Origin of the sequence: Curtobacterium sp. PhB172, from assembly GCF_003752545.1 — a bacterium.
Lineage (GTDB): Bacteria > Actinomycetota > Actinomycetes > Actinomycetales > Microbacteriaceae > Curtobacterium.
Map to the genome: position 1 here is coordinate 391,062 of NZ_RKIF01000006.1, position 21,955 is coordinate 413,016.

General features: G+C 72.4%; 17 protein-coding genes and 1 tRNA gene. 15 read left to right on the forward strand and 3 right to left on the reverse strand.

The features are described 5' to 3' along the window. Positions 1-26: 26 nt before the first annotated feature. Positions 27-1,409, forward strand: coding sequence for a serine hydrolase (locus tag EDF42_RS06155; protein WP_123671749.1), 1,383 nt, complete (start codon positions 27-29; stop codon positions 1,407-1,409). Between the two features lie 133 nt (positions 1,410-1,542). On the opposite strand, the gene EDF42_RS06160 is transcribed toward EDF42_RS06155, so the two are convergent. Beyond that, on the reverse strand, positions 1,543-2,337 hold the full coding sequence (locus EDF42_RS06160) for an SGNH/GDSL hydrolase family protein (protein ID WP_111084173.1): 795 nt from the start codon (positions 2,335-2,337) through the stop codon (positions 1,543-1,545). A 23-nt stretch (positions 2,338-2,360) separates the two neighbouring features. On the opposite strand from EDF42_RS06160, the gene EDF42_RS06165 reads away from it, so the two are divergent. The 6 genes from EDF42_RS06165 (at position 2,361) to EDF42_RS06190 (ending at position 11,135) form a co-directional block, all read left to right on the forward strand. Beyond that, positions 2,361-3,554 (forward strand): acyl-CoA dehydrogenase family protein, encoded by a 1,194-nt coding sequence (locus EDF42_RS06165; RefSeq protein ID WP_123671750.1) that lies wholly within the window; start codon positions 2,361-2,363, stop codon positions 3,552-3,554. A gap of 390 nt (positions 3,555-3,944) precedes the next feature. Continuing rightward, complete coding sequence (locus EDF42_RS06170) at positions 3,945-6,272, forward strand: FUSC family protein (protein ID WP_123671751.1); 2,328 nt, start codon at positions 3,945-3,947, stop codon at positions 6,270-6,272. A 37-nt stretch (positions 6,273-6,309) separates the two neighbouring features. Next, positions 6,310-7,554: a DNA polymerase IV gene (dinB, locus tag EDF42_RS06175; protein ID WP_123671752.1), complete on the forward strand. Its 1,245-nt coding sequence runs from the start codon at positions 6,310-6,312 to the stop codon at positions 7,552-7,554. Positions 7,555-7,577: 23 nt separating this feature from the next. Further along, positions 7,578-9,524 carry a DEAD/DEAH box helicase gene (locus EDF42_RS06180; protein WP_260235162.1) on the forward strand — a complete coding sequence of 649 codons (1,947 nt, stop codon included), beginning with the start codon at positions 7,578-7,580 and terminating at the stop codon, positions 9,522-9,524. Positions 9,525-9,549: 25 nt separating this feature from the next. Then, positions 9,550-9,747, forward strand: a complete 198-nt coding sequence (locus EDF42_RS06185; RefSeq protein WP_123294394.1) for a hypothetical protein — start codon at positions 9,550-9,552, stop codon at positions 9,745-9,747. Between the two features lie 59 nt (positions 9,748-9,806). Further along, the gene (locus EDF42_RS06190; protein ID WP_123671753.1) at positions 9,807-11,135 is read left to right on the forward strand and encodes an NAD(P)/FAD-dependent oxidoreductase; all 1,329 of its coding nucleotides are present in this window, start codon (positions 9,807-9,809) and stop codon (positions 11,133-11,135) included. Between the two features lie 447 nt (positions 11,136-11,582). On the opposite strand, the gene EDF42_RS06195 is transcribed toward EDF42_RS06190, so the two are convergent. Continuing rightward, positions 11,583-11,668, reverse strand: a tRNA-Leu gene (locus EDF42_RS06195). A gap of 182 nt (positions 11,669-11,850) precedes the next feature. On the opposite strand from EDF42_RS06195, the gene EDF42_RS06200 reads away from it, so the two are divergent. Genes EDF42_RS06200 through mshC form a run of 3 tightly spaced genes read left to right on the forward strand, consistent with a single transcriptional unit; the run spans position 11,851 to position 15,299 of the window. Continuing rightward, on the forward strand, positions 11,851-13,167 hold the full coding sequence (locus EDF42_RS06200; protein ID WP_123671754.1) for a M20/M25/M40 family metallo-hydrolase: 1,317 nt from the start codon (positions 11,851-11,853) through the stop codon (positions 13,165-13,167). Between the two features lie 60 nt (positions 13,168-13,227). Next, positions 13,228-14,058, forward strand: a complete 831-nt coding sequence (locus tag EDF42_RS06205) for an undecaprenyl-diphosphate phosphatase (protein ID WP_111083996.1) — start codon at positions 13,228-13,230, stop codon at positions 14,056-14,058. Next, the gene (gene mshC / locus EDF42_RS06210) at positions 14,055-15,299 is read left to right on the forward strand and encodes a cysteine--1-D-myo-inosityl 2-amino-2-deoxy-alpha-D-glucopyranoside ligase (RefSeq protein WP_123671755.1); all 1,245 of its coding nucleotides are present in this window, start codon (positions 14,055-14,057) and stop codon (positions 15,297-15,299) included. The genes EDF42_RS06205 and mshC overlap by 4 nt, the downstream gene beginning before the upstream one ends. Before the next feature lie 431 nt (positions 15,300-15,730). Here the strand turns inward: mshC and EDF42_RS06215 are convergent, their stop codons facing one another. Beyond that, the gene (locus tag EDF42_RS06215) at positions 15,731-16,666 is read right to left on the reverse strand and encodes a proteasome assembly chaperone family protein (protein WP_123671756.1); all 936 of its coding nucleotides are present in this window, start codon (positions 16,664-16,666) and stop codon (positions 15,731-15,733) included. Between the two features lie 247 nt (positions 16,667-16,913). Between EDF42_RS06215 and EDF42_RS06220 the strand changes: the two genes are divergently transcribed. From EDF42_RS06220 to EDF42_RS06240, 5 genes are all read left to right on the forward strand, one after another. Then, entirely contained in the window at positions 16,914-17,672 is a 759-nt protein-coding gene (locus tag EDF42_RS06220) for an HAD family phosphatase (protein WP_235035824.1), read from the forward strand. Further along, complete coding sequence (locus tag EDF42_RS06225) at positions 17,669-18,769, forward strand: tRNA (adenine-N1)-methyltransferase (protein ID WP_260235165.1); 1,101 nt, start codon at positions 17,669-17,671, stop codon at positions 18,767-18,769. The genes EDF42_RS06220 and EDF42_RS06225 overlap by 4 nt, the downstream gene beginning before the upstream one ends. A gap of 43 nt (positions 18,770-18,812) precedes the next feature. Further along, complete coding sequence (locus tag EDF42_RS06230) at positions 18,813-19,739, forward strand: hypothetical protein (RefSeq protein WP_123671757.1); 927 nt, start codon at positions 18,813-18,815, stop codon at positions 19,737-19,739. 71 nt (positions 19,740-19,810) lie between these two features. After that, on the forward strand, positions 19,811-20,842 hold the full coding sequence (locus EDF42_RS06235; RefSeq protein WP_123671758.1) for a YafY family protein: 1,032 nt from the start codon (positions 19,811-19,813) through the stop codon (positions 20,840-20,842). Continuing rightward, positions 20,835-21,806, forward strand: coding sequence for a YafY family protein (locus EDF42_RS06240; RefSeq protein WP_123339652.1), 972 nt, complete (start codon positions 20,835-20,837; stop codon positions 21,804-21,806). Before EDF42_RS06235 ends, EDF42_RS06240 begins: the two co-directional genes overlap by 8 nt. The last annotated feature ends 149 nt before the right edge of the window (positions 21,807-21,955 follow it).

Genomic DNA, 21,955 nt, shown 5'->3' on the forward strand with positions numbered 1-21,955 from the left:
CACGCGGAGTCCGTACTGTCGGACGGGTGACGACGACGAAGACGTTCCCCCGGACCACCCCCTCCGCCCTCGACATCGACGCCCGCGGTGTGCTCGCGTTCGTCGACGCCCTCGAGTCGACCCCCGGCGTCGAGCCGCACAGCCTGATGCTGCTCCGCCACGGCCAGGTCGCCGCCGAGGGGTGGTGGCAGCCGTACGCGGCCGACCGCGTGCACCTGCTCTACTCGCTCAGCAAGAGCTTCACCGCAGCGGCCGTCGGCATCGCCGTGCGCGAGGGCCTGATCGACCTCGACGCGACCGCGCTGTCGTACTTCCCCGAACTCGACACCGAGATCACGGACGAACGCAGCCGCCGCATCCGGGTCCGGCACCTGCTCGCGATGGCGAGCGGGCACCGCGAGGACGCCATCGACCGGGCCCGTGAGCTCGACCGCATGGACGTCGTGCGCGGCTTCCTGCTGCTGCCGCCCGACGAGGAGCCCGGCTCGCTCTTCACCTACAACCAGCCGTGCACGTACACGCTCGCCGCGATCGTCCGCCGGGTCAGCGGCGGTTCGCTGGTCGACTACCTGCGCCCTCGGCTGCTCGACCCGCTCGGCATCGACGACCTCGCCTGGCGCCGCGACGAGTCCGGCGGCGAGCTCGGCTTCAGCGGCTGCTACACCACGACGTCGGCGGTCGCCGCGCTCGGGCAGCTGTACCTGCAGCGCGGCGTCTGGGAGGGCAAGCGGATCCTCGACGAGGACTGGGTCGCGGCCGCCACGCGCAAGCAGATCGACAACCTCGACGAGGAGAACCCGGACTGGTCGCAGGGCTACGGCTTCCAGTTCTGGATGGCCCGTCACGGCTTCCGCGGCGACGGCGCCTACGGTCAGTTCTGCGTCGTCCTGCCGGAGCAGGACGTCGTCCTCGCGATCACCGGACAGAGCCTCGACATGCAGGCGGTCCTCGACGCGGCCTGGCAGCACCTGCTGCCCGCCGTCGACCGTCCCGCCGACACGGGTGCGGACACCGTCCTGGAGGCACGGCTCGCCTCCCTGGGGCTGCCTCCGGTGAGCGGCGGCCCGCTCCCCGAGCACGTGGCCGGTCGTGCACTCCGGGTGCTGCCCGGTGCGGTGCTCGACGCCGTGGGCTTCGACCGCGGGGCCCACGAAATCCGGCTGTCCGTGTCGGCCGACGGAGCGTCGGCGTCGGTGCCGGTCGGCGAGGGGGAGTGGGCCGTCGAGGGCGCCCTCGCAGCGAGCGCCGCGACCCAGTCGGACGGCACCGTGCTCGTCGCGCTCCGTTTCGTGGAGACGCCGCACCTGCTGCACCTGCGCGTCGACCTCGACGCGGGCACGGCCGGGACGAAGTGGACGACCGAGCCGCTGCACGACGGCCCGCTGACGTTGCACCGGCCCGCCGACTGACCTCTACCGACATAGGGTGCGCACGTCGCGGTTCGCGCCCCCGTGCCGTCATCGCGCCCTGGGGAGTCGGGGCGCGATGACCGCGGTGGGGCGCGGCCGGGGAGGCGTGTGGACTCGGATCGGCGTCGTCCGGCTACGGGGTGTCGGACTTGTGCTCGACGACGTCCTGCAGCTCGGGGCGCTTGGCGGAGACACCGTCGCCCGACGAGGTGTGCTTGATGCGCCGGACGACCCACGGCACCAGGTACTCCTTCGCCCAGCCGAGGTCCTCGGCGCGGGCTTCACGCCACGGCCGCGCCTCGAGCGGTTCGGGGTTGAACGGCTCGAGGCCGTGCGGCACGCCGAGGGCGTCGAGCACCGCGGCGGCGATCGTGGCGTGCCCCGTGGGGGAGTGGTGCAGTCGGTCCGGCGCCCACATGCGCGGGTCGCGGAGCACTCGGAGCGCCCACATGTCCGCCACCAGCGCGCCGTGCTTCAGGGCGATGGCGTGCAGGTTCTCGTTGTAGATCGCCGTCTTGCCGCGCACCATGCCGAGCACCGGCGTCATGCCGACGTCGGGCCCGGTGAACAGCACCACGGTGGCGCCGTCGCTCCGCAGCCGCGACACCATGGCGTCCACCCGCTCGGCGAGTTCGTCCGGATCGGAGCCCGGCCGGATGATGTCGTTGCCCCCGGCGGACACCGTGACCAGGTCCGGACGGAGCGCGAGCGCCGGTTCCACCTGCTCGTCGATGATCTGCTGGAGCAGCCGCCCGCGGATCGCCAGGTTGGCGTACGCGAAGTCGTCGGACCCGTGGGCGAGCACCTCGGCCACTCGGTCCGCCCAGCCCCGGTTTCCCCCGGGCACGGTGGGGTCGGGGTCGCCGATCCCCTCGGTGAACGAGTCACCGATCGCGACGTACCTGGACCACGGATGACGATCTGACACGCTCCGGACCATAGTCTCGTGCCATGACGAAGGCCAACACGGGCGCAGCCGCCGGCGCGGACGCCGGCACGGACTCAGCCGCCTGGACCGTGCCGGACGACCTGCTCGCTCGCATCGCCGAACGCGCCCCCGGGTACGACACCGCGAACGCGTTCTGCGCCGAGGACCTCGAGGAACTCCGCGCTGCGGGCTACTTGCGCATCGGGGTGCCGGTGGAGCGGGGTGGCTCCGGTCTCGGACTCCGCGCCACGGCCACCGTGCAGCGGACCCTCGCCCAGGCCGCACCGGCGACGGCACTCGGCCTCGGGATGCACCAGGTGTGGGTGCAGGCGGCGCGCGCCGTGACTGCGCGGGGTGAGTCGTTCCTCCAGGCCGTCACCGACCACGCGTCGGACGACCACCTGCTGGCCTTCGGGGTGAGCGAACCCGGCAACGACGCCGTCCTGTTCGACTCGTCGACGACGGCGGAGCCGGACGGCGACGGCGGGTACCGCTTCACCGGTACCAAGGTCTCCACCTCGCTCGCACCGGCGTGGGACGTCCTGAGCGTGTTCGGCAAGGACGAGTCGGGTCCGGAACCGCGGCTGGTGCACGGCTTCGTGCTCCGGTCCGACGGCGACGTCGAGCACCTGGACGACTGGGACACCCTCGGGATGCGGGCCACGCAGAGCCGCACGACGAAGCTGCACGGCGTGAACGTCCCCGCCGACCGCATCGTGCGGTCGCTGCCGGTCGGGCCGAACCAGGACCCGCTCGTGTTCGGGGTCTTCGCGGCCTTCGAGCTGCTCATCGCCTCGGTGTACGTCGGGATCGCCGAACGCGCGATCACGCTGGCGGTGTCTGCTGTCGGACGTCGCGTCGCGGCCGACGGCTCGCTCCGGTCGCAGGACCCGGACGTCCGGCGTGCGATCGCGGAGCTGCGCGGCGCCGTCGACGCGATCACCCTGCAGGTCGACGCGCTCGCCCGCTCGGTGGACGAACAGGACGACCTCGGCACCCGCTGGTTCCCGCTGCTCGTCGGCACGAAGGCGCGGGCGGTGGACACCGCGCAGCACGTGGTGGACGAGGCCATGCGGGTGGTCGGGGGCTCGGCGTTCCGGTCCTCGAGCGAAATCGCCCGCCTGGCGCGCGACGTCCGGGCCGGCCAGTACCACCCGTCGTCGCGGGACTCGGCGGCGCGCACGCTCGCGGCGTCGGTGCTCGGCCCGCCCGCCTGACGCGGTCGCGCGCGGCCTGGAGCGGTCGCGCGCCCGGCCCGGTGCGGTGCGACGGTCGCACGGTGCGGTGCGACGGTCGCACGGTGCAGAGCGCGTGAGTCCGTGCGAGGTTGCCCGCCTCGTGCAGCCCTGTAGTGCCGCACGGAGCGATCAACCCGGCACGGATCGGCGACGGTGGCACGGTGCTCCGGGGCCAGGGCGACGGTCGCACGGTGCGGGACTTGTGAGCCCGTGCGAGGTTGCTCGCCTCGTGCGGCCCTGTAGCGCCGCACCGAGCGATCAACCTCGCACCGAGCGCCGAAGGCCGCACCGTGCGGCCGCCGCCCGCACGACCGGATAGTTAGCATCCGGTACGATTGGCCTCCCGAGCGCAGAGGAGGCGGCCGACTCGTGCCGAGGACCGACACCACGAACCGGACCGCTCCCCGTCGACGGACCCGCTCCCGGCGACTGGCCGACGCGGTCCTCGCGCTCGACCCCGGGCTCGTGAAGACCGACGGCGCCCTCCGCACCCTGGTCGCGGTGCCCGCCGGCATGGCCGTGGGGTACGCCGTCGCGACCGCGTTCGGCCTGCCCGCGATCCTGGGCGTGATGATCGGCGCGATGCCCGCGTTCATCACCTGCCTCGTCATCGTCGACCCGGGCACCGGTCGGACGGCTGCCCGCACCGGAGCCGTCCTCGTGCCGTTCGTCGTCGCCCTCGCCGGCAGCATCGCCCTGCAGCCGTTCCGGCTCCTCGAGCTCGTGCTCATCGTCGTGCTGCTGTTCCTGCAGTTCGCCGCGGCCGCGTGGGGCGCGTGGGCCGCCGATGCCGCGATCGTCGGGTTCGCCGGGTACCTGTGCGGGCTGCTCCTCCCGCTGCCCGAGACGAGTGTCGTGCCGCTCGGCCTCGTCGTGGCCGCCTCGCTCGCCGCGACGATCCTGGTCCGCCTGGTGCTCCGACCGGACGCGCACCGTGCCCTGTTGCGCACCCGCCGTGGCTTCGTCGCCCGTGGCTCGGCCGTGCTCGAGGCCGCCGCCGCCGTCCTCGCCGCGGCGGACGACCCGGCCGCACGACGCCGCACGCTGCGCCGCCTCCGCCGCAGCCGCGACCGGTACCACGAGATCGCGTTGACGGTCGACGGGATGCTCGCCGCGAGCGGGGTGGACGCCGACACCACGGCGGAGGAACTCCACCGGCTCGTGTTCGACACGCACTTCGCGGTCGACGAGCTCGGGCGCGGTGCCGGTGCCCTCGTCGAGCACGGCGCGCCGTCGGACGTCCGGCACGCCGCGCTCCGTGCTGTCACGATCGTCCTGCGCCACGGCGGCGGGCACGGCGAGGACGCGGCACGGACGTTGCTCGCCCGCTACGGCATCACGGCGTCCGCCGGCGACCCCGGCTCGCGCACGACGGCCATCGTCCGTCGGATGGCCGCCGAGTTCACCGACCTGCAGGACGCGGGGCTGCGGTGGCGCGAGCTCCGCGACGAACTGCCGCGCCGCGGCGACGGCGTCGCGTTGGCGGCACCCTTCGTCACGCCCGTCGTCCTGGCCGGCGGGCGCCCTGCCGGAGCCGTGCCGGTGCTGGCCGACACCGTCGCCGACGGCCCCTGGCGCCGCTGGCGACTCTCCGTCTCACTGCGCACCGCGGTGCACGCAGCGATCGCCGTCGCGATCGTCGAGCCCCTCGCGCTCCTGCTCGACGGCCCCCGGTTCTACTGGGGCGTGATCGGCGTGATGATCGTCCTCGCCGGCACCAACACCACGCACGAGCGGGTCCGCAAGGGCCTGCACCGCGCCGTCGGCACGGTCGTCGGCGGCGCCGTCGGCATCGTCCTCGTGCACGTCGTCGGCACGGCGCACCCCTGGTTCACGCTCGTGCTCGTCTGCGTCCTGCTCGCGGTCGGCACGTACGGCTTCGGCGGCGTCTACTCGGTCTGGGTCGCGTGCCTGGTCGTCGTCCTCTGCCAGGTGTACGCGTTCTCCGGCAGCTTCACGGATTCGCTCATCCCGATCCGACTCGCCGAGAACCTGCTCGGCGCCGCGGTCGCCGTGCTCGTGAGCGCCGTCGTCTTCCCGATCGCCACCCGGGCCGTCATCCGACGGGCCGTGCGCCGGCAGCTGACCGCGGTCCGGGCGTTCGTGCTCGCGCTGGTCGGGGTCGATGCGGACGCCGAGGCGGACGCGACCGACGGTGCGGGCGGGAACCGGGCCTCCCGGTCCGCCGACACGGCCACCGACGCCGCCGCACCCGACCTGCGCGCACGATCGCGCGCCGTCGACGCGGCCACCTACCAGCTGGACGCCGTCCTGCGCCCGATGGTGCGGTTCCCGACGGGCGGACCCGCCCGCGCGGATGCCAGGACCCGGACGTCCCTGCAGGCGGCGGCGACGTTCGCGCGCGAGGCGGCCGGGAGGCTCGGCTCGCCCCCGCAGGACCCGCCCGCCGCCCTGGTCGGTGCCGCCCACCGCCTCGCCGCGTCGATCGCGGACCTGGCCGACGGCATCGTGGCCGGGCCCCGGTCCGCCGCGCCGGCGCCGGTCTGGGCGCGGGTCGGCGACCAGCTCGACACGGCGGTGGCCGCGGCGGCGGGTCATCCGGACCAGCAGGCCGTCGAGGTCGCGGCGCACGCGCTGGGCCGCATCGACGAGGCGCTCGCGCTGCTGGCCGACCGGCACCGGGCGACCGTGCTCGGCGAGACCGCCACGCGTTCGGCGGCCACCGGCGCACGCTGAGCCCGGCGATGTCGGTGGTCCCTGGCATCATCTCGGTGTGAGCAAGCAGGACGGAAGCAACCGGCTCGTCTCCGACGCACCGGTGGACGACGTCTCGGCGACCGTGCTGCACGTCGACATGGACGCCTTCTTCGCCTCCGTCGAACTGCTCGACCGACCCGACCTGGTGGGTCTGCCGGTCATCGTCGGCCACGACTCCGACCGCTCCGTGGTCACCGCTGCCACCTACGAAGCCCGTCGGTACGGCGTGAACTCCGCCATGCCGATGGCCATCGCGAAGCGCCGCTGCCCGAACGCGATCATCGTCGAGCCGCACTTCGAGAAGTACCGCGACCAGTCCGCCGCGGTGATGGCGATCTTCGACCGGTTCACGCCGCGGGTCGAACGGCTCGGCATCGACGAAGCGTTCCTCGACGTCGCCGGCGCGCTCCGGCTCTACGGCACGCCGTGGGAGATCGGCCGGGCCATCCGGCGCACGGTCCACGCCGAGACGGGCCTGCACTGCTCGGTCGGCGCCGCGTCGACCAAGTTCGTGGCGAAGCTCGCGTCGAGCCGGTCCAAGCCGGACGGGCTGCTCGTCGTGCCCGCGGCCGACACCATCGCGTTCCTGCACCCGCAGCCGGTCTCGGCGCTGTGGGGTGTGGGCGGCAAGACGCAGGAGACCCTCGAGCGCCGCGGCATCCGCACCGTCGGCGACCTGGCGAACACGCCGCTCGGGTCGCTCGTGTCCGCGCTCGGGCCGGCCGGTGGCCAGCGCCTGCACGACCTGTCCTGGGGGCGCGACCCGCGCGTCGTCGACACCGGCGTGGGCGAGAAGTCCATCGGGCACGAGGTCACGTTCGGCCACGACCTGACCGAGCGGGACGACGTCGCGCGCGAGCTCCTGCGCCTCGCCGACAAGGTCGCCGTCCGCCTGCGCCACGCCGACGTGCAGGCCCGCACCGTGGCGCTCAAGGTCCGCTACACCGACTTCACCACGTTGACCCGGTCGCGCACCCTCGCCGAGCCCACCGACGTCGCCAAGCGGCTGCACCGCGAAGCCGTCGAGCTGTACGACGTGCTGCACCGACCGGGCAACCGGATCCGGCTCATCGGGGTCCGGGGCGAGAACCTCGTGCCGGCCGCCGCGAGCAACGCGCTGTGGGACGACGACGCGCCGTGGCGCGAGACCGAGACCACGGTCGACGCGGTCGCCGCGCGCTTCGGCGCAGGCGTGCTGCGACCGGCATCCCTGGTCCGCCGGACTCCCGACGGCCACGTCCCGCACGCCAGGCAGGACTGACGGTGGCGGTAGAATCAGGTCCAGTGAGCGCAGCGGAGTACGAACAGCAGCAGCCCGCCACGCTGTGGGCCGAGTCAGGGGACGACCACACGTCGTCGACGTCTTCGTCGTCGATGTCCGCGCAGTCATCGGCGGACGCCGACGCCGTGGCACGGGACGAAGCCGACGCGGCCGCCCTGGCCGAAGCAGCCGGCAACTCGGCCGTCCAGCACCTGTCGCCGGCGTTCCCGGACCGAGCCGCGTGGGGCACCGCCTCCAAGCTCCGGGCGTGGCAGGTCGAAGCCCTCACGAAGTACTTCGAGTCCGAGCCGCGTGACTTCCTCACGGCCGCGACGCCCGGCGCCGGCAAGACGACGTTCGCGCTCCGCCTGGCCACCGAGCTGCTGGCGCGCGGCACGGTCGACCGCATCGTTGTCGTCGCCCCCACCGAGCACCTGAAACGGCAGTGGGCAGACTCCGCCGACCGCGTGGGCATCCGCATCGACCCGATGTTCAAGAACGGCGACGGCATGTTCGGCCGGCACTACCAGGGCGTCGCGATCACGTACGCCCAGGTCGGCATGAACCCCGAGGTGCACAAGAAGATCACCGAGGGCGGGCGCACCCTCGTCGTCCTCGACGAGGTCCACCACGGCGGCGACGCGCTCACCTGGGGCGACGGCATCCGGGAAGCCTTCTCCGGTGCCACCCGACGGCTCTCGCTGTCGGGCACGCCGTTCCGGTCCGACACCGCGCCGATCCCGTTCGTCCAGTACGCCCCCGACGAGCAGGGCATCCGCACCTCGATCTCCGACTACAACTACGGCTACGGCCGCGCGCTCAAGGACGGCGTCGTCCGACCGGTGCTGTTCATGGCCTACGCCGGCCAGATGCGCTGGAAGACGCGGATGGGCGACGAGATGTCGGCCTCCCTCGGCGAACAGGTCACGAAGGACATCACCGCACAGGCCTGGCGCACGGCGCTGTCGCCCGAGGGTGAGTGGATGCCGGCCGTGCTGTCCGCCGCCGACAAGCGCCTGACCGAGGTGCGCCGTGGCGTGCCCGACGCCGGTGGCCTGGTCATCGCGACGGACACCACCACGGCCCGCGCCTACGCCCGGATCCTGCAGCAGATCACCGGGGAACGGCCGACGGTCGTCCTGTCCGACGAAGCCGCCGGGTCCAGCCGGATCAGCGCCTTCGCCGACGACACCTCGCGGTGGATGGTCGCCGTGCGCATGGTGTCCGAAGGCGTCGACGTCCCGCGGCTCTGCGTCGGCGTGTACGCCACGAGCGCGAGCACCCCGCTGTTCTTCGCCCAGGTGATCGGCCGCTTCGTGCGTGCTCGGCGTCGTGGCGAGACCGCCTCGGTGTTCCTGCCGAGCGTGCCCGGACTGATGGCACTGGCGGCGACGCTCGAGCTCGAACGCGACCACGCCCTCGACCGTCCGAAGGACGCCGACGACGGCATGTACAACCCCGAAGACGCGATGGTGGCCGAGGCCAACAAGGAAGACCGCGCGTCCGAGAGCCTGCTCGAGGTCCAGCCGTTCGAGGCGCTCGACTCGCAGGCGTCGTTCGACCGCGTCCTCTACGACGGCGGTGAGTTCGGCACCGGCGGCGAGGTCGGGTCGCTCGAGGAACTCGACTTCATCGGCATCCCGGGACTCCTCGAACCCGACCAGGTGCGCGACCTGCTCCGGGCGCGCCAGGCGACCCAGGCGAAGCGCTCCAAGGGCCGGGCGGTCAAGGACGGCCAACCGAAGGCCGCCGAGCCCGAGAACCGCCCGATGTACATGACCATCAAGGAGCAGCGGACCGAGCTCGCGCGACTCGTGTCGATCTGGTCGCGGCACTCGAACGAGCCGCACGGCTCCATCCACGCCGAGCTCCGGCGCATCAGCGGTGGGCCGGCCGTGGCACAGGCGAGCATCGAGCAGATCCAGAAGCGCATCGACGTCCTGCGCTCCCGCATCGGCGGGCGCCGGTGACGGGTCCGGTCCGGGCGGTCCGCCCGTGATCGAGTCCGTCGACGACCGCACCTGGTACGTCAAGCGCGACGCGGAGTCCTCCCCAGAGGCGATCATCGACCGGTTCGGTGGTGGCTACCGGTTGCGACGGTTCTCGTTGACCGAGTCCCGACGCACCGCGCACGGGGTCTACATGGGCCTCGACCTCGCCGAGACGGCCTGGTGGCGACTCCGAGAGCGCTGATTCGCTCAGGAAGTGCGGCGTTCATGACGTTGACGGCCCGTATCCGGTAGACCGGAGGAATGGCAGACTCGATCCCTCACGTCCTCGTCCTCGGCGGCGGCTCCGCTGGCTACAGCACCGTCAAGCAGCTGCAGAAGCACGCCGCGACCGTGCCCATGCGCATCACGCTCGTGGACCAGAACACCTACTACACGTACCTGCCGTTCCTGCCCGAGGTCGCCGGCGGCCACATCGCCCCGAAGGACGTGACCGTCGAGCTGCGCCGTGCGCTCCGCAAGACCCGCGTCATCCAGGGCAAGGTCACCGGCATCTCGTCGGAGGACAAGACCGTCTCGATCGCGACCGCCGGTGGCGACGACCGCACGCTCGGCTACGACCAGCTCGTCGTCGCGCTCGGCTCGGTCACCCGCACCTTCCCGACCCCCGGGCTCGAGGAGTACGGCGTCGGCTTCAAGAGCGTCGAAGAGGCCGCCTACGTGCGCGCCAAGCTCCTCGACAACATCGCCAAGGCCGCTGCCACCCGTGACGAGGACGAGCGTCGTCGTCTGCTGACCAGCGTCTTCGTCGGCGGTGGCTACACCGGCGTCGAGGCGATCGGCGAACTGTTCGACGTCTCGCAGGCCGCCATCAAGACCTACCCGTCGCTCGCGGGGGAGCAGCCCCGCTGGATCCTCATCGACGCGCTCGACCGTGTCGCGCCCGAGGTCGGCCCGGAGCTGTCCAAGTGGACGCTCGAGTCGCTCCGCGCCCGCGGCATCGACGTGCGCCTGAAGACCACCATGCCGAGCGCCGAGGGCGGCATCGTCAAGCTCTCCGACGGCGACGAGATCCCCACGGGGCTGCTCGTCTGGACCGCCGGCGTGAAGCCGAACCCGCTGCTCGACGCCTCCGACCTGCCCCGCGGACCGAAGGGGCACCTCGCCGCCAACGCGAAGCTCCAGGTCGAGGCCGAGGACACGCACGAGGTCGTCCCCGGTGTCTGGGGTCTCGGCGACGTCGCACAGGTGCCCGACCTGACCGCCGACAAGCAGCCGGCGTTCTACCCGCCGAACGCGCAGAACGCGGTCCGCCAGGCCGTCGTCGCGGCGGACAACGTGGTCGCGACGATCACCGGCAAGCCCCTCGAGGAGTACCGCCACCCCTCGATCGGCACGGTCGCCTCGTACGGTGTCGCCAAGGGTGCCGCGAACATCAAGGGCATCAAGATGACGAACCTGCTGGCCTGGCTCGCCCACCGCGCCTACCACGTGTACGCGATGCCGACGCTGAACCGCAAGGCGCGCATCGTCATCGGCTGGGTCACCGGTGCCGTCTCGGGCCGCGACGCGACCTCGCTCATCAAGGAGACGGACCCGCGCCGAAACTTCGTCGAGGCGTCGAAGAGCTAGACGCAACCACCTGACGGACGGGAGGCGCGGTGCCAGCTGGCACCGCGCCTCCCGTCCGTCTGTGCGTGCGCTGCAACCCGCGCCCCGACCCGGCCCGACCCGACCCGCAACGACGCCATCGATGTCGTACGACGTCGATGATGTCGTCGGCACGCGCCGGCAACCGTTGCGCCGGCGCCGTTGCGACACCATCGATGTCGTACGACGTCGATCTTGTCGCCCGGCCGAGACCGCAGCGAGCTGGCGGTGGCCGTGAGCGCAGCGAGCTGTCCGCGCCCCCACCCCTGGCCGTGAGCGCAGCGAACTGGCCGCGTCCCATCCATGGCCGTGAGCGCAGCGAACTGGCCGAGGCGGTGACGCCCTGAGCGCAGCGATGGCGGCACTCGCCGGGAGATGCAACAGAAAATGCCCCCGGACCGAAAGGTCAGGGGGCACTGCATGTTTCTGTGTCCGAAGGGGGACTTGAACCCCCACGCCCTAATACGGGCACTAGCACCTCAAGCTAGCGCGTCTACCAATTCCGCCATCCGGACTGGATGTGTGGCGATTTCCCCGGGTTTCCCCGGCGTCCCTGCCGAGAGAAAACACTAGCACGGGTCTGAACGCCCGATGAACACGGCCGCGCATCCCGGGCGCGTCCAGCCGGCGGCGTCGCGAGGCGTCCCGCGGCGTCACCGGGCCGGGGCGCGTCGGTGCGGACCGATACCGTGGTGGCATGACGAACCCGGAGCCGACCGCGACCGAGCTCGAGGCCACCGCGGCGATCGCGCGCGACCTCATCCGCATCGACACCACGAACTGGGGCGAGGGGAAGTCGCGCGGCGAGACTGAGGCGGCGCACTACGTCGAGGACAAGTTGCGCGGGCTGGGCCTCGAGCCGCAGTTGTTCGAGTCCGAGCCGGATCGCGTCAGTGTCGTCGCGCGGGTGCCCGGCCGCGATCGTGACAAGCCGGCCCTCGTGGTGCACGGGCACCTCGACGTCGTGCCGGCCGATCCGGCGAACTGGTCGGTCGACCCTTTCGGCGGTGTCGTCAAGGACGGCTCGCTGTGGGGGCGGGGCGCCGTCGACATGAAGAACATGGACGCGATGATGCTCACGTCGCTGTCGGACGTCATCGCGGCGCAGGGGGCTCCCGAGCGGGATCTCGTGATCGCGTACTTCGCCGACGAGGAAGCCGGGGGAGTGCTCGGCTCGCACCACGTCGTCGAGCACCACCCCGAGGTCTTCGCCGGGGCCAGCGCCGCCATCAGCGAGGTGGGCGGGTACTCGATCACCCTCGGCGACCGTCGCGCCTACCTGCTGCAGACGGGCGAGAAGGCGCTGATGTGGATCAAGCTCATCGCCCGCGGCACGGCTGCGCACGGTTCGCACGTCATCCGCGACAACGCCGTGACGAAGCTCGCCGCGGCGGTCGCCCGGATCGGCAGCGAGGAGTGGCCGGTGCGTCTGTCGGCCACGACGGACGCGATGGTCGCCGAGGTCGCTCGGTTCCTCGGCGTCGACCCGACCGTGACGGGCCCGGACGAGGTCGCGCTCGCCACCGGTTCGGCCTCGCGGTTCATCCACGCCGCCCTGCACACCACGACGAACCCGACGGTCCTGACCGCGGGCTACAAGCACAACGTGATCCCGGACACGGCTGAGGCGCTCGTCGACATCCGCTGCCTGCCCGGTGACGAAGAGTCGGTGCTGGCGCGTGTGCGGGAGCTCGCCGGGGACGAGGTCGAGGTCGTGATGTCCTTCCGCGACATCGGTCTCGAGCAGGACTTCGGCGGACCGCTCGTCGACGCCGTCCGCGACGTCCTCGGCCGCCACGACCCGGGCGCCCCGGTGCTGCCGTACCTGCTGTCCGGCGGCACGGACAACAAGGCGCTGTCGACGCTCGGGATCGCCGGGTACGGCTTCGTGCCGCTGCAGCTGCCCGCCGGCGTGGACTTCCCGGCGATGTTCCACGGTGTCGACGAGCGGGTGCCGCTCGACTCGCTGGCCTTCGGTCGGCGTGTTCTCGGGGACCTCCTGGCCACGTACTGATATTGTTCATGGTCGCCTGCGTGGCGGTGTCCTGACCGACCTCCCCCGAAAGGCCCGTGCGTGCACATCCTCGAGGCGATCTTCCTCGGCTTCGTCCAGGGGCTCACCGAGTTCCTGCCGGTGTCCTCCAGCGCGCACCTGCGCATCGTCGGGCTGTTCCTGCCCGACGCGAAGGACCCGGGCGCTGCCTTCACCGCGGTGACGCAGCTCGGCACCGAGACCGCGGTGCTCATCTACTTCTGGAAGGACATCACCCGGATCATCGGGCGGTGGTTCCGTTCCGTGTTCCGGCGCGACGTCCCGAAGGGCGACCCCGACGTGCGTCTCGGGTGGCTCGTGATCCTCGGCACCATCCCGATCGGCATCGCCGGGCTCCTGCTGAAGGACTCCATCGAGACCACGTTCCGCTCGCTCTGGATCGTCGCGATCGTGCTCATCGTCTTCGGCATCGTGCTCGGTGTGCTCGACGTCGTCGGCCGCAAGGAGCGTCGGATCGAGCACATGACCTTCGGTGGCGGCATCCTGATCGGGCTCGCGCAGGTGCTCGCACTCGTCCCCGGGGTCTCCCGCTCGGGCGCGACCGTGTCGATGGGGCTCGCGCTCGGGTACACACGACCGGCCGCGGCACGGTTCGCGTTCCTGCTGGCCGTCCCCGCGGTGTTCCTGTCCGGTCTGTACGAGGCCGCGACGAGCCTGGGTGACCACGGAGCGCCGTTCGGACTCGCCGACACGCTCATCGCGACGGTGGTGGCCTTCGTCGTCGGGTTCGTGGTGATCGCGGCGTTCATGAACTACATCAGCAAGCGCAGCTTCATGCCGTTCGTCGTGTACCGCATCGCACTCGGTATCGTTCTCATCGTGTTGTTGTCGCTCGGAGTGATCCAGCCGTGAGGGCCTGGCAGGCCCCATCCGTCCCCGACGTCCCCGGCGCAGCGCCGCGGCCCGTCGTGCACGACACCGCCACCGGGAAGCCGGTCGACCCGTCGCAGGGCGACGAGCGCGCTGCCCTGTACGTCTGCGGGATCACCCCGTACGACGCCACCCACCTCGGGCACGCGGCGACCTACCTGGCGTTCGACACGCTCGGCCGCGCGTGGCGCGACGCCGGCCTCGACGTCGAGTACGCGCAGAACGTCACCGACGTCGACGACCCGCTGCTCGAGCGCGCCACCCGCGACGGCATCGACTGGCGCGAGCTCGCAGCGTCGCAGATCGACCTGTTCCGTCGCGACATGGAGTCGCTCCGGATCCTGCCGCCCGACGACTTCGTGGCCGTCACCGACGAGGTCGACCGCGTCGCCGAGGCCGTCGCGTTCCTGCAGGAGACCGGCTCCGCCTACGAGGTCCCCACCCCGGACGCCGAGGGCGACGACCTGTACTTCGACGTGAACCACCCCACCGACGCGTGGTCGCTCGGCGACGAGAGCGGCCTGGACCGCGAGACCATGCTCACGCTCGCTGCCGAGCGCGGCGGCGACCCGGAGCGCCCCGGCAAGCGCGACCCGCTCGACCCGCTGCTCTGGCGTGCGGCCCGTGACGGTGAGCCGAGCTGGGACTCCGAGATCGGCCCCGGCCGGCCCGGCTGGCACATCGAGTGCAGCGTCATCGCCGGCGACCGTCTCGGCCTGCCGATCAGCGTGCAGGGTGGAGGCAGTGACCTCGTCTTCCCGCACCACGAGATGAGCGCGGGTCACGCAGCGGCCCTGGCGCACCAGCCCCTGGCACACGCGTTCGTGCACACCGGGATGATCGCCTACCAGGGCACGAAGATCTCGAAGTCGCTCGGCAACCTCGTCACCGTGCGTGGGCTGCTCGACGACGGTGCGGACCCCCGCGCGATCCGGCTCGCGCTGCTGTCGCACAAGTACTCCGACGACTGGGAGTGGTTCGACGCCGAGCTCACGAGTGCCACGATGCGCCTCGCGACCTGGGACGCCTGGGCTTCAGGTACGTCTGCGGGGCACGCCGACGACGCGGCCGACGTGGCGTCCCGGATCCGGGCGCGGGTCTCCGACGACCTCGACACGCCGGGTGCGGTCGCCGCGGTCGACACTGCGATCGCCGGGGGCACGGCGTGCACGCCGGAGCTCGCCGACCTGATCGACGCGCTGCTCGGTATCCGTCTGGCCTGAGCTCGGGCCGGCCGGGCTGGGATTGCCGGGGCTCGGGCTGGGGTCTGGCGCTGGGGCTGGCGCTGACACGCCCGGCCGGGTTCGCCGAGGTTCCACAACACGCCGCGTGCGTGCCGCCGAGGTTCCACAGGCGGCACCTTGCGGCCCCGAGGTTCCGAGATCTCGGAACCTCGGTGGGACCGGCCGGGCGCGTTGGGGGCGCTGGGCACGACCCGGCGACGGACGGGAGGCCCGTGGCGGGCTGGCACCGTGCCTCCCGTCCGGCGACCGGTCGCGAATACACCGCATGGCCGGCCGTGAGCAGACAGCGGCGACACGCCGCGCGCGTACCGGCGAGGTTCCACGGATCGCGGGGTGAGGGCGCGAGATGCCGAGATTTCGGAACCTCGGCGAACAGGACCGCGCGCGCCGAACCCCGCGCCACGCCCGCGCTACTGCTGGGGCGGCTGCGGGGGCCGCCAGTGCCCCTCGCCACCAGCGGTGCCGCCGTCCTTGCCGTCCTTGTGCTCGCGGCGCCGCAGGTACTGCTCGAACTCCTGCGCGATCGCGTCGCCCGAGGCCTCGGGGGAGTCGACGGTGTCGCGAGCCTGCTCGAGCTGCCCGATGTACGACGCCATGTCCTCGTCGTCGGCAGCGAGGGCGTCGATGCCGTCCTCCCACTCGGTGGCGTCGTCGAGCAGGGTGCCACGGGGCACGGTGACGTCGGTGAGTTCCTCGATCTTGTCGAGCAGCGAGAGGGTGGCCTTGGGCGACGGCGAGTTGTGCACGTAGTGCGGGACCGAGGCCCAGAGCGACAGCGTGGTCAGCCCGGCCTTGTCCATCGCGTCGGCCAGGACGCCGAGGATGCCGGTCGGACCCTCGTACGAGGACTTGTCGACGTCGAACGCGGTGCGGACGCCGGCGTTCTCGCTCGACACGAAGACCGAGATCGGGCGGGTGTGCGGGACGTCGGCCAGCATCGCGCCCACGAAGACGACGGCGTCGATCGAGTACACGTCGGCGAGGTCGATGATCTCGGCGCAGAAGCCGCGCCAGGTGCGCGAGGGCTCCGGACCGACCAGGACGAACACGTCGCGGTCGGTCGGGGATCCGGTGGCGCCGATGACCGGACGGCCCTCGGCCCCGGGGCCGTGCAGCACGATGCGGGGCCACTGCACCCCGCGGGCGCCGGTCTCGTCGGACCCCATGGTCGGACGGTTGAACTGGTAGTCGACGTACCGCTCCCCGTCGAGCTCGCGAAGCTCGTCGAGCCCGAGGGACTCGACGATGCGGCGGGCGAGTCCGCTCGCGGCTTCGCCGGCGTCGTTCCAGCCCTCGAAGGCGACGACGAGCAACCGGCCGTCGCTGAAGGGGGAGTGCTGTGGCACGGAGCGGACCTCCTGGTGGTGGAGCGGAGCGGGGCGGGCACGACGAGGCACCCGGCCGGACACGATGCAGGCATCCACTGTAGGCCCCGGCGACGCCCGCGGGCATGCCCGTCCGCGCCCAGCGGAACGGCAAGGCGGCCGCGCCGACGGTGGCGGGCGGCCCGCGCCCGCCGTGTGCACGGCCCGCGCCCGCAGTGTGCACGGCCCGCGCCCGCCGCGCCGCACGGCCCCGGTAGACTCGTCGCCCGTGACCGCGCATCCTCCTGCCCTCGTCCCGCCCGCAGCCGTGCTGTGGGACATGGACGGCACGATCATCGACACCGAGCCGATCTGGCAGCGCTCCCAGGTCGACCTGACGAACCGCTACGGCGCCGAGTGGACCCACGAGGACGGCCTGTCCCTGGTCGGCTCCGGCCTCGAGCGCTCCGGCGAGCTCCTGCGCGCCAAGGGCGTCGACATGGAGGTCGAGGAGATCATCCAGTGGATGACCGACTACGTGATGGAGCACCTGCGCGCGGGTGAGCTGCCGTGGCGCCCGGGTGCCCGCGAGCTCGTCGAGGAGCTCCACGCCCGCGGCATCCCCACCGCGCTGGTGACGATGTCCCGCCGCAAGATGGCACTCGTCGCCGCCGAGGCACTGGGCGAGCGCGGGTTCCGCGTCGTCGTGGCCGGTGACGACGTCGACCGTCCGAAGCCGTACCCGGACGCCTACCTCTCCGCTGCCGCCCAGCTCGGTGTCGAGCCGACCGCGTGCGTCGCGATCGAGGACTCCGCCACCGGCGTCGCCTCGGCCGTCGCCTCCGGCGCCGTCACGGTCGCCGTGGAGCACATCGTCCCGCTGTCCGAGATCGCCGGCGGCGACGTGCACCTGACCACCCTGTCGGGTGTCGACGTCGACCGCCTGGTCGAGTTGACGGGGCCGGCGCTGGCCGCGCGCGCTGCCGTGACGGGAGGCCCGGCTCCTGACCCGGCGCACGCTGCGGACACCGAGGGAGTCACCCGATGAGCCACACCGACGACCCGACAGCGGCCCTGCCGCACACCGCCGGTGGCGCACCCCACACGCCGCCGCGTGGCCCGTTCCGGGCCGGCGACCGCGTGCAGCTCACCGGCCCGAAGGGCAAGCTCACGACGCTGTCCCTCGAGACCGCCGGCGAGTACCACACGCACCGCGGGGTCCTCCGGCACGACGACGTCATCGGCCAGCCCGACGGCTCGGTGATCCGAGCCAGCACGGGCGACGAGTACCTGGCGCTGCGTCCGCTGCTCAACGACTACGTGATGTCGATGCCGCGTGGTGCCGCCATCGTCTACCCGAAGGACGCCGCCCAGATCGTGGCGTTCGCGGACGTCTTCCCGGGCGCCCGGGTGGTCGAGGCCGGCGTCGGTTCCGGTGCCCTCTCCCTGTTCCTGCTGCGGGCGATCGGTCCGACGGGGCAGCTGCAGTCGTTCGAGCGTCGCGAGGAGTTCGCCGCGATCGCACAGGGCAACGTCGGCACGTTCCTCGGCGCCGTCCCGGACAACTGGTCGGTGACCGTCGGCGACCTGGTCGAGGAGCTGCCCGGCGCCGTCGACGAGCAGAGTGTCGACCGCGTGGTCCTCGACATGCTCGCGCCGTGGGAGTGCGTCGACGCCGCAGCCGACGCCCTCGTGCCCGGCGGACTCATCGTCTGCTACGTCGCGACCGTCACCCAGCTGTCCCGCACGGCCGAGGCCCTGCGCGACACCGGCCGCTTCACCGACCCGATGCCGAGCGAGACCCTGGTGCGCACCTGGCACGTCGAGGGGCTCGCCGTCCGACCGGACCACCGCATGGTCGGGCACACCGGGTTCCTCATCACGGCCCGTCGTCTCGCCGACGGCACCGTCCTGCCGAACCTGAAGCGCCGCGCGGGCAAGGTCGAGTTCTCCGACGAGGACATCGAGGCCTGGACCCCCGGCGCCGTGGGCGAGCGCGCGACGAGCGACAAGAAGCTCCGCAAGGTCGCACGGCAGTCGGCGGCGCAGGCCCGCAAGGTCGCCGCTGCCGAGGCCGGGTCCGCAGCCGCCGCCGAGGGGTCCCAACCCGTCAGCGCGTCCGAGCCGACCGACGGCGAACGGTAGGCTGACGGTCGTGCCCGTCCTGCATCGAACGGAAAGAGGGTCCGTGCGCACCATCCCCGCACTCCTGGTCACCATCGGTCTCGTGGCGTCGCTCACGGCGTGCGCCTCGAACGGCGCCGGCACCACCCCCTCGAGCTGCGCCGCACCCGGTGCCGCGTCCGAAGCGGTGACCGCCACCGGCGCGTTCGGCAAGGAGCCGAAGGTGTCGATCCCGAGCGGACTCACCACGAAGGGCACGCAGGTCTCCGTCCTGAAGCAGGGCGACGGCCGCACGATCGACGACGGCACCCCCGTCCTGATCGAGTACACGCTCGTCGACGGCGCCACCGGCGAGGTCGCGCAGACCAGCGGGTACTCCGGGCAGACGGCCCCGATCACCGCCGGGGCGAGCAACTACGGCGCCCTCGGCGAATCGCTCGAGTGCGCGCAGGTCGGCGACCGCCTGGCCGTCGCGCTGCCGAAGAGCGCCCTCAGCAGCTCGGACACCAGCGCGACCACCGACAGTGGCTCGTCGGCGAAGACCGAGGACGCCGTCATCGCCGTCATCGACGTCAAGCGGGCCTTCGACGCCCGCGCGACCGGCACCCCGCAGCTGGCCGGCGACAAGATGCCCGCCGTCGTGCTCGCACCGTCCGGCGCCACCGGCATCACGATCCCGTCGTGGAACGCGCCGAAGTCGAACGAGACGCACCTGCTCCGCAAGGGGTCCGGTCGGGTGCTCACCGCGAAGGACACCGCGGTCATCAAGTACACCGCCGTGACGTGGGGTGCTGATCCGTCCGTGGCCGGCTCCAGCTGGACCGACGGCTCGGGTGCGCAGACCGTGCCGCTCACCAAGGGCCAGGTCGACGAGGGCGTTCGCAACGCCATCGTCGGGCACCACGTCGGCGACCAGGTCCTGGCCGTCGTGAACCAGCAGGGCACCGCCTACGCCTACGTCATCGACGTGCTCGGAGCGATGTCGAGCTGACGCTCCCACACCGTCCACCGACCGCGGCGCGGGTGCACTCCGGTGCACCCGCGCTGCCGTAGGATCGCCTCGTGCCAGCGACCCGTGTGCCCCGTGTGCCCGCAGAGGAGCGGCTGTTCAGCCTCGTGCTCGCGCTGCTCTCGACGGAGTCGGGGCTGACCAAGGCGGAGATCCTGACCAACGTGCAGGGCTACCGCCAGCGGTTCACACCGGGTGGGGACAACGCCTCGCTCGAGCGGCAGTTCGAGCGCGACAAGGACGACGTCCGCGAGCTCGGCATCCCGCTCGAGACCATCGAGACACCGGGTGCCGCCGGCAACAACCAGACGCTGCGGTACCGGATCCCGAAGGGCGAGTACGACCTGCCCGTCGACGTCCGCTTCACCCCGGACGAGTCGGCCCTGCTGTCGCTTGCCGCCATGGCCTGGCGCGAAGGCGCGTTGTCGGCTGACTCGCGTCGCGGGCTGCTGAAGGTCCGGTCCGCGGGTTCCGAGGACGACGACGGCGCACTCCAGCTCGGCGTCGACGCGTACGCCCCACGGCTCCGAGCACGCGACGCGGCGTTCGAGCCGCTCCGCTCCGCGCTCGACCGTGGTGCCGCCGTCCGGTTCGACTACATCACCCCGGGCCAGCACGAAGCCCGTCGGCGCGAACTCGCCCCGCTCGCCCTGGTGCAGCACGGCGGCCGCTGGATGCTCGCCGCCCACGAGTTCGCCACGGACTCGGACAAGAACTACCTGCTCTCGCGCATCGTCGGACCCGTCACGCAGTACGACGTCGGGCAGCACACCGCCCCGGTGGGCGCGGGGGAGCGAACGCTCGCCGAGCTCGAACGGATCTGGTCCGCCCGCACGGCGCGCATCGCGGTGACCCCCGGATCCGACGCCGAGCGGCGGCTCGCGCGCCGTCGTGACACCGAGACCGACGCCGACGGCGCACTCGTGCTGCACCACGTCGACCCGCAGATCCTGGCCGAGGAACTCGCGGCGTTCGGACCCGAGGTCCGGGTGCTCGAGCCGGAGGACCTGCGGCTGCGCGTCGTCGAGCGGCTCCGCGCGCTCGTGCGCGACCACAGCGACGAAGAGGACCCCGCCCGTGGCTGACGCCCAACCCCTGCAGGCGCAGGACAAGCTCGCCTTCCTGCTCGCCCTCGTGCCGTACCTGATCGACCGCGAGCGCGTCTCGGTGGCCGAGGCCGCGCGCCACTTCGGCGTCCCCGAGGCCCGCATCCGCCGCGCCGTGGAGCTCATCGCGGTGTCGGGGGTCCCCGGCGAGACGATGCAGTACCAGCACGGCGACCTGTTCGACATCGCGTGGGACGACTTCGACCAGAACGAGATGATCGTCCTGACGAACCTCGTCGCCATCGACGACTCACCCCGACTGTCCGCGCGAGAAGCTTCGGCGCTCATCGCCGGGCTGCAGTACCTCTCCGCGCTGCCCGAGGCCGCCGACCGCGACGCCATCCGAGCACTCATGGCGAAGCTGTCGCGCGGTGCCGGCGGTGCAGCCTCGACGGTCGCCGTCGGTCAGGACCTGCACGACGTCGCCCTCGCGACGATCCGTCGTGCGATGGCCGACGGCCGCGGCTTGTCCTTCGAGTACGCCGGTCCGCGCACCCAGGGCGGCACTCGCCGGGTCGACCCGCTGCGCGTCGAGTCGATCGACACGGACTGGTACCTCCGCGCCTGGGACCTCGACCGGCAGGCGCTCCGGACCTTCCGCCTCGACCGGATGTCCGGTGCACGCGTCGACGACCGTGCGGTGGAGAAGTCGGCCGACCAGGTGGTGATCCCGGACACGCTGTTCCAGCAGTCGGCAGAGGACGTCATCGTCACCGTCGAGCTCGACTCGTCGTCGCTGCCGCTCGTGGCCGACTTCCTCGCCGACACCGCGGACGCTCCCGACGCCGAGGCGCGCGTGCGCATCCGGCTCGCGGCGTCGAACGGCTTCGACGGCGTGGTCCGGCTCGTCGCGGGGCTGCCCGGCCGTGCCGTGGTGCTCGACCCGCCCGCAGCGCGGGACGCGGTGCGGGACTTCGCCGCCGCTGCCCTCGCCGCCAGCTGACGTCGCAGCCCCGCCGCCGACCGCTCCTGCATGTGCGTTCGCACGGAGCGCGCCGAACTGTCGGTTCCCACCCCGTAGGATCGACCCATGGCTTCGACGACCGCGCGCGGGCGAGCGAGGCGGCAAGGGCGCCGTGACAACGACGCCGA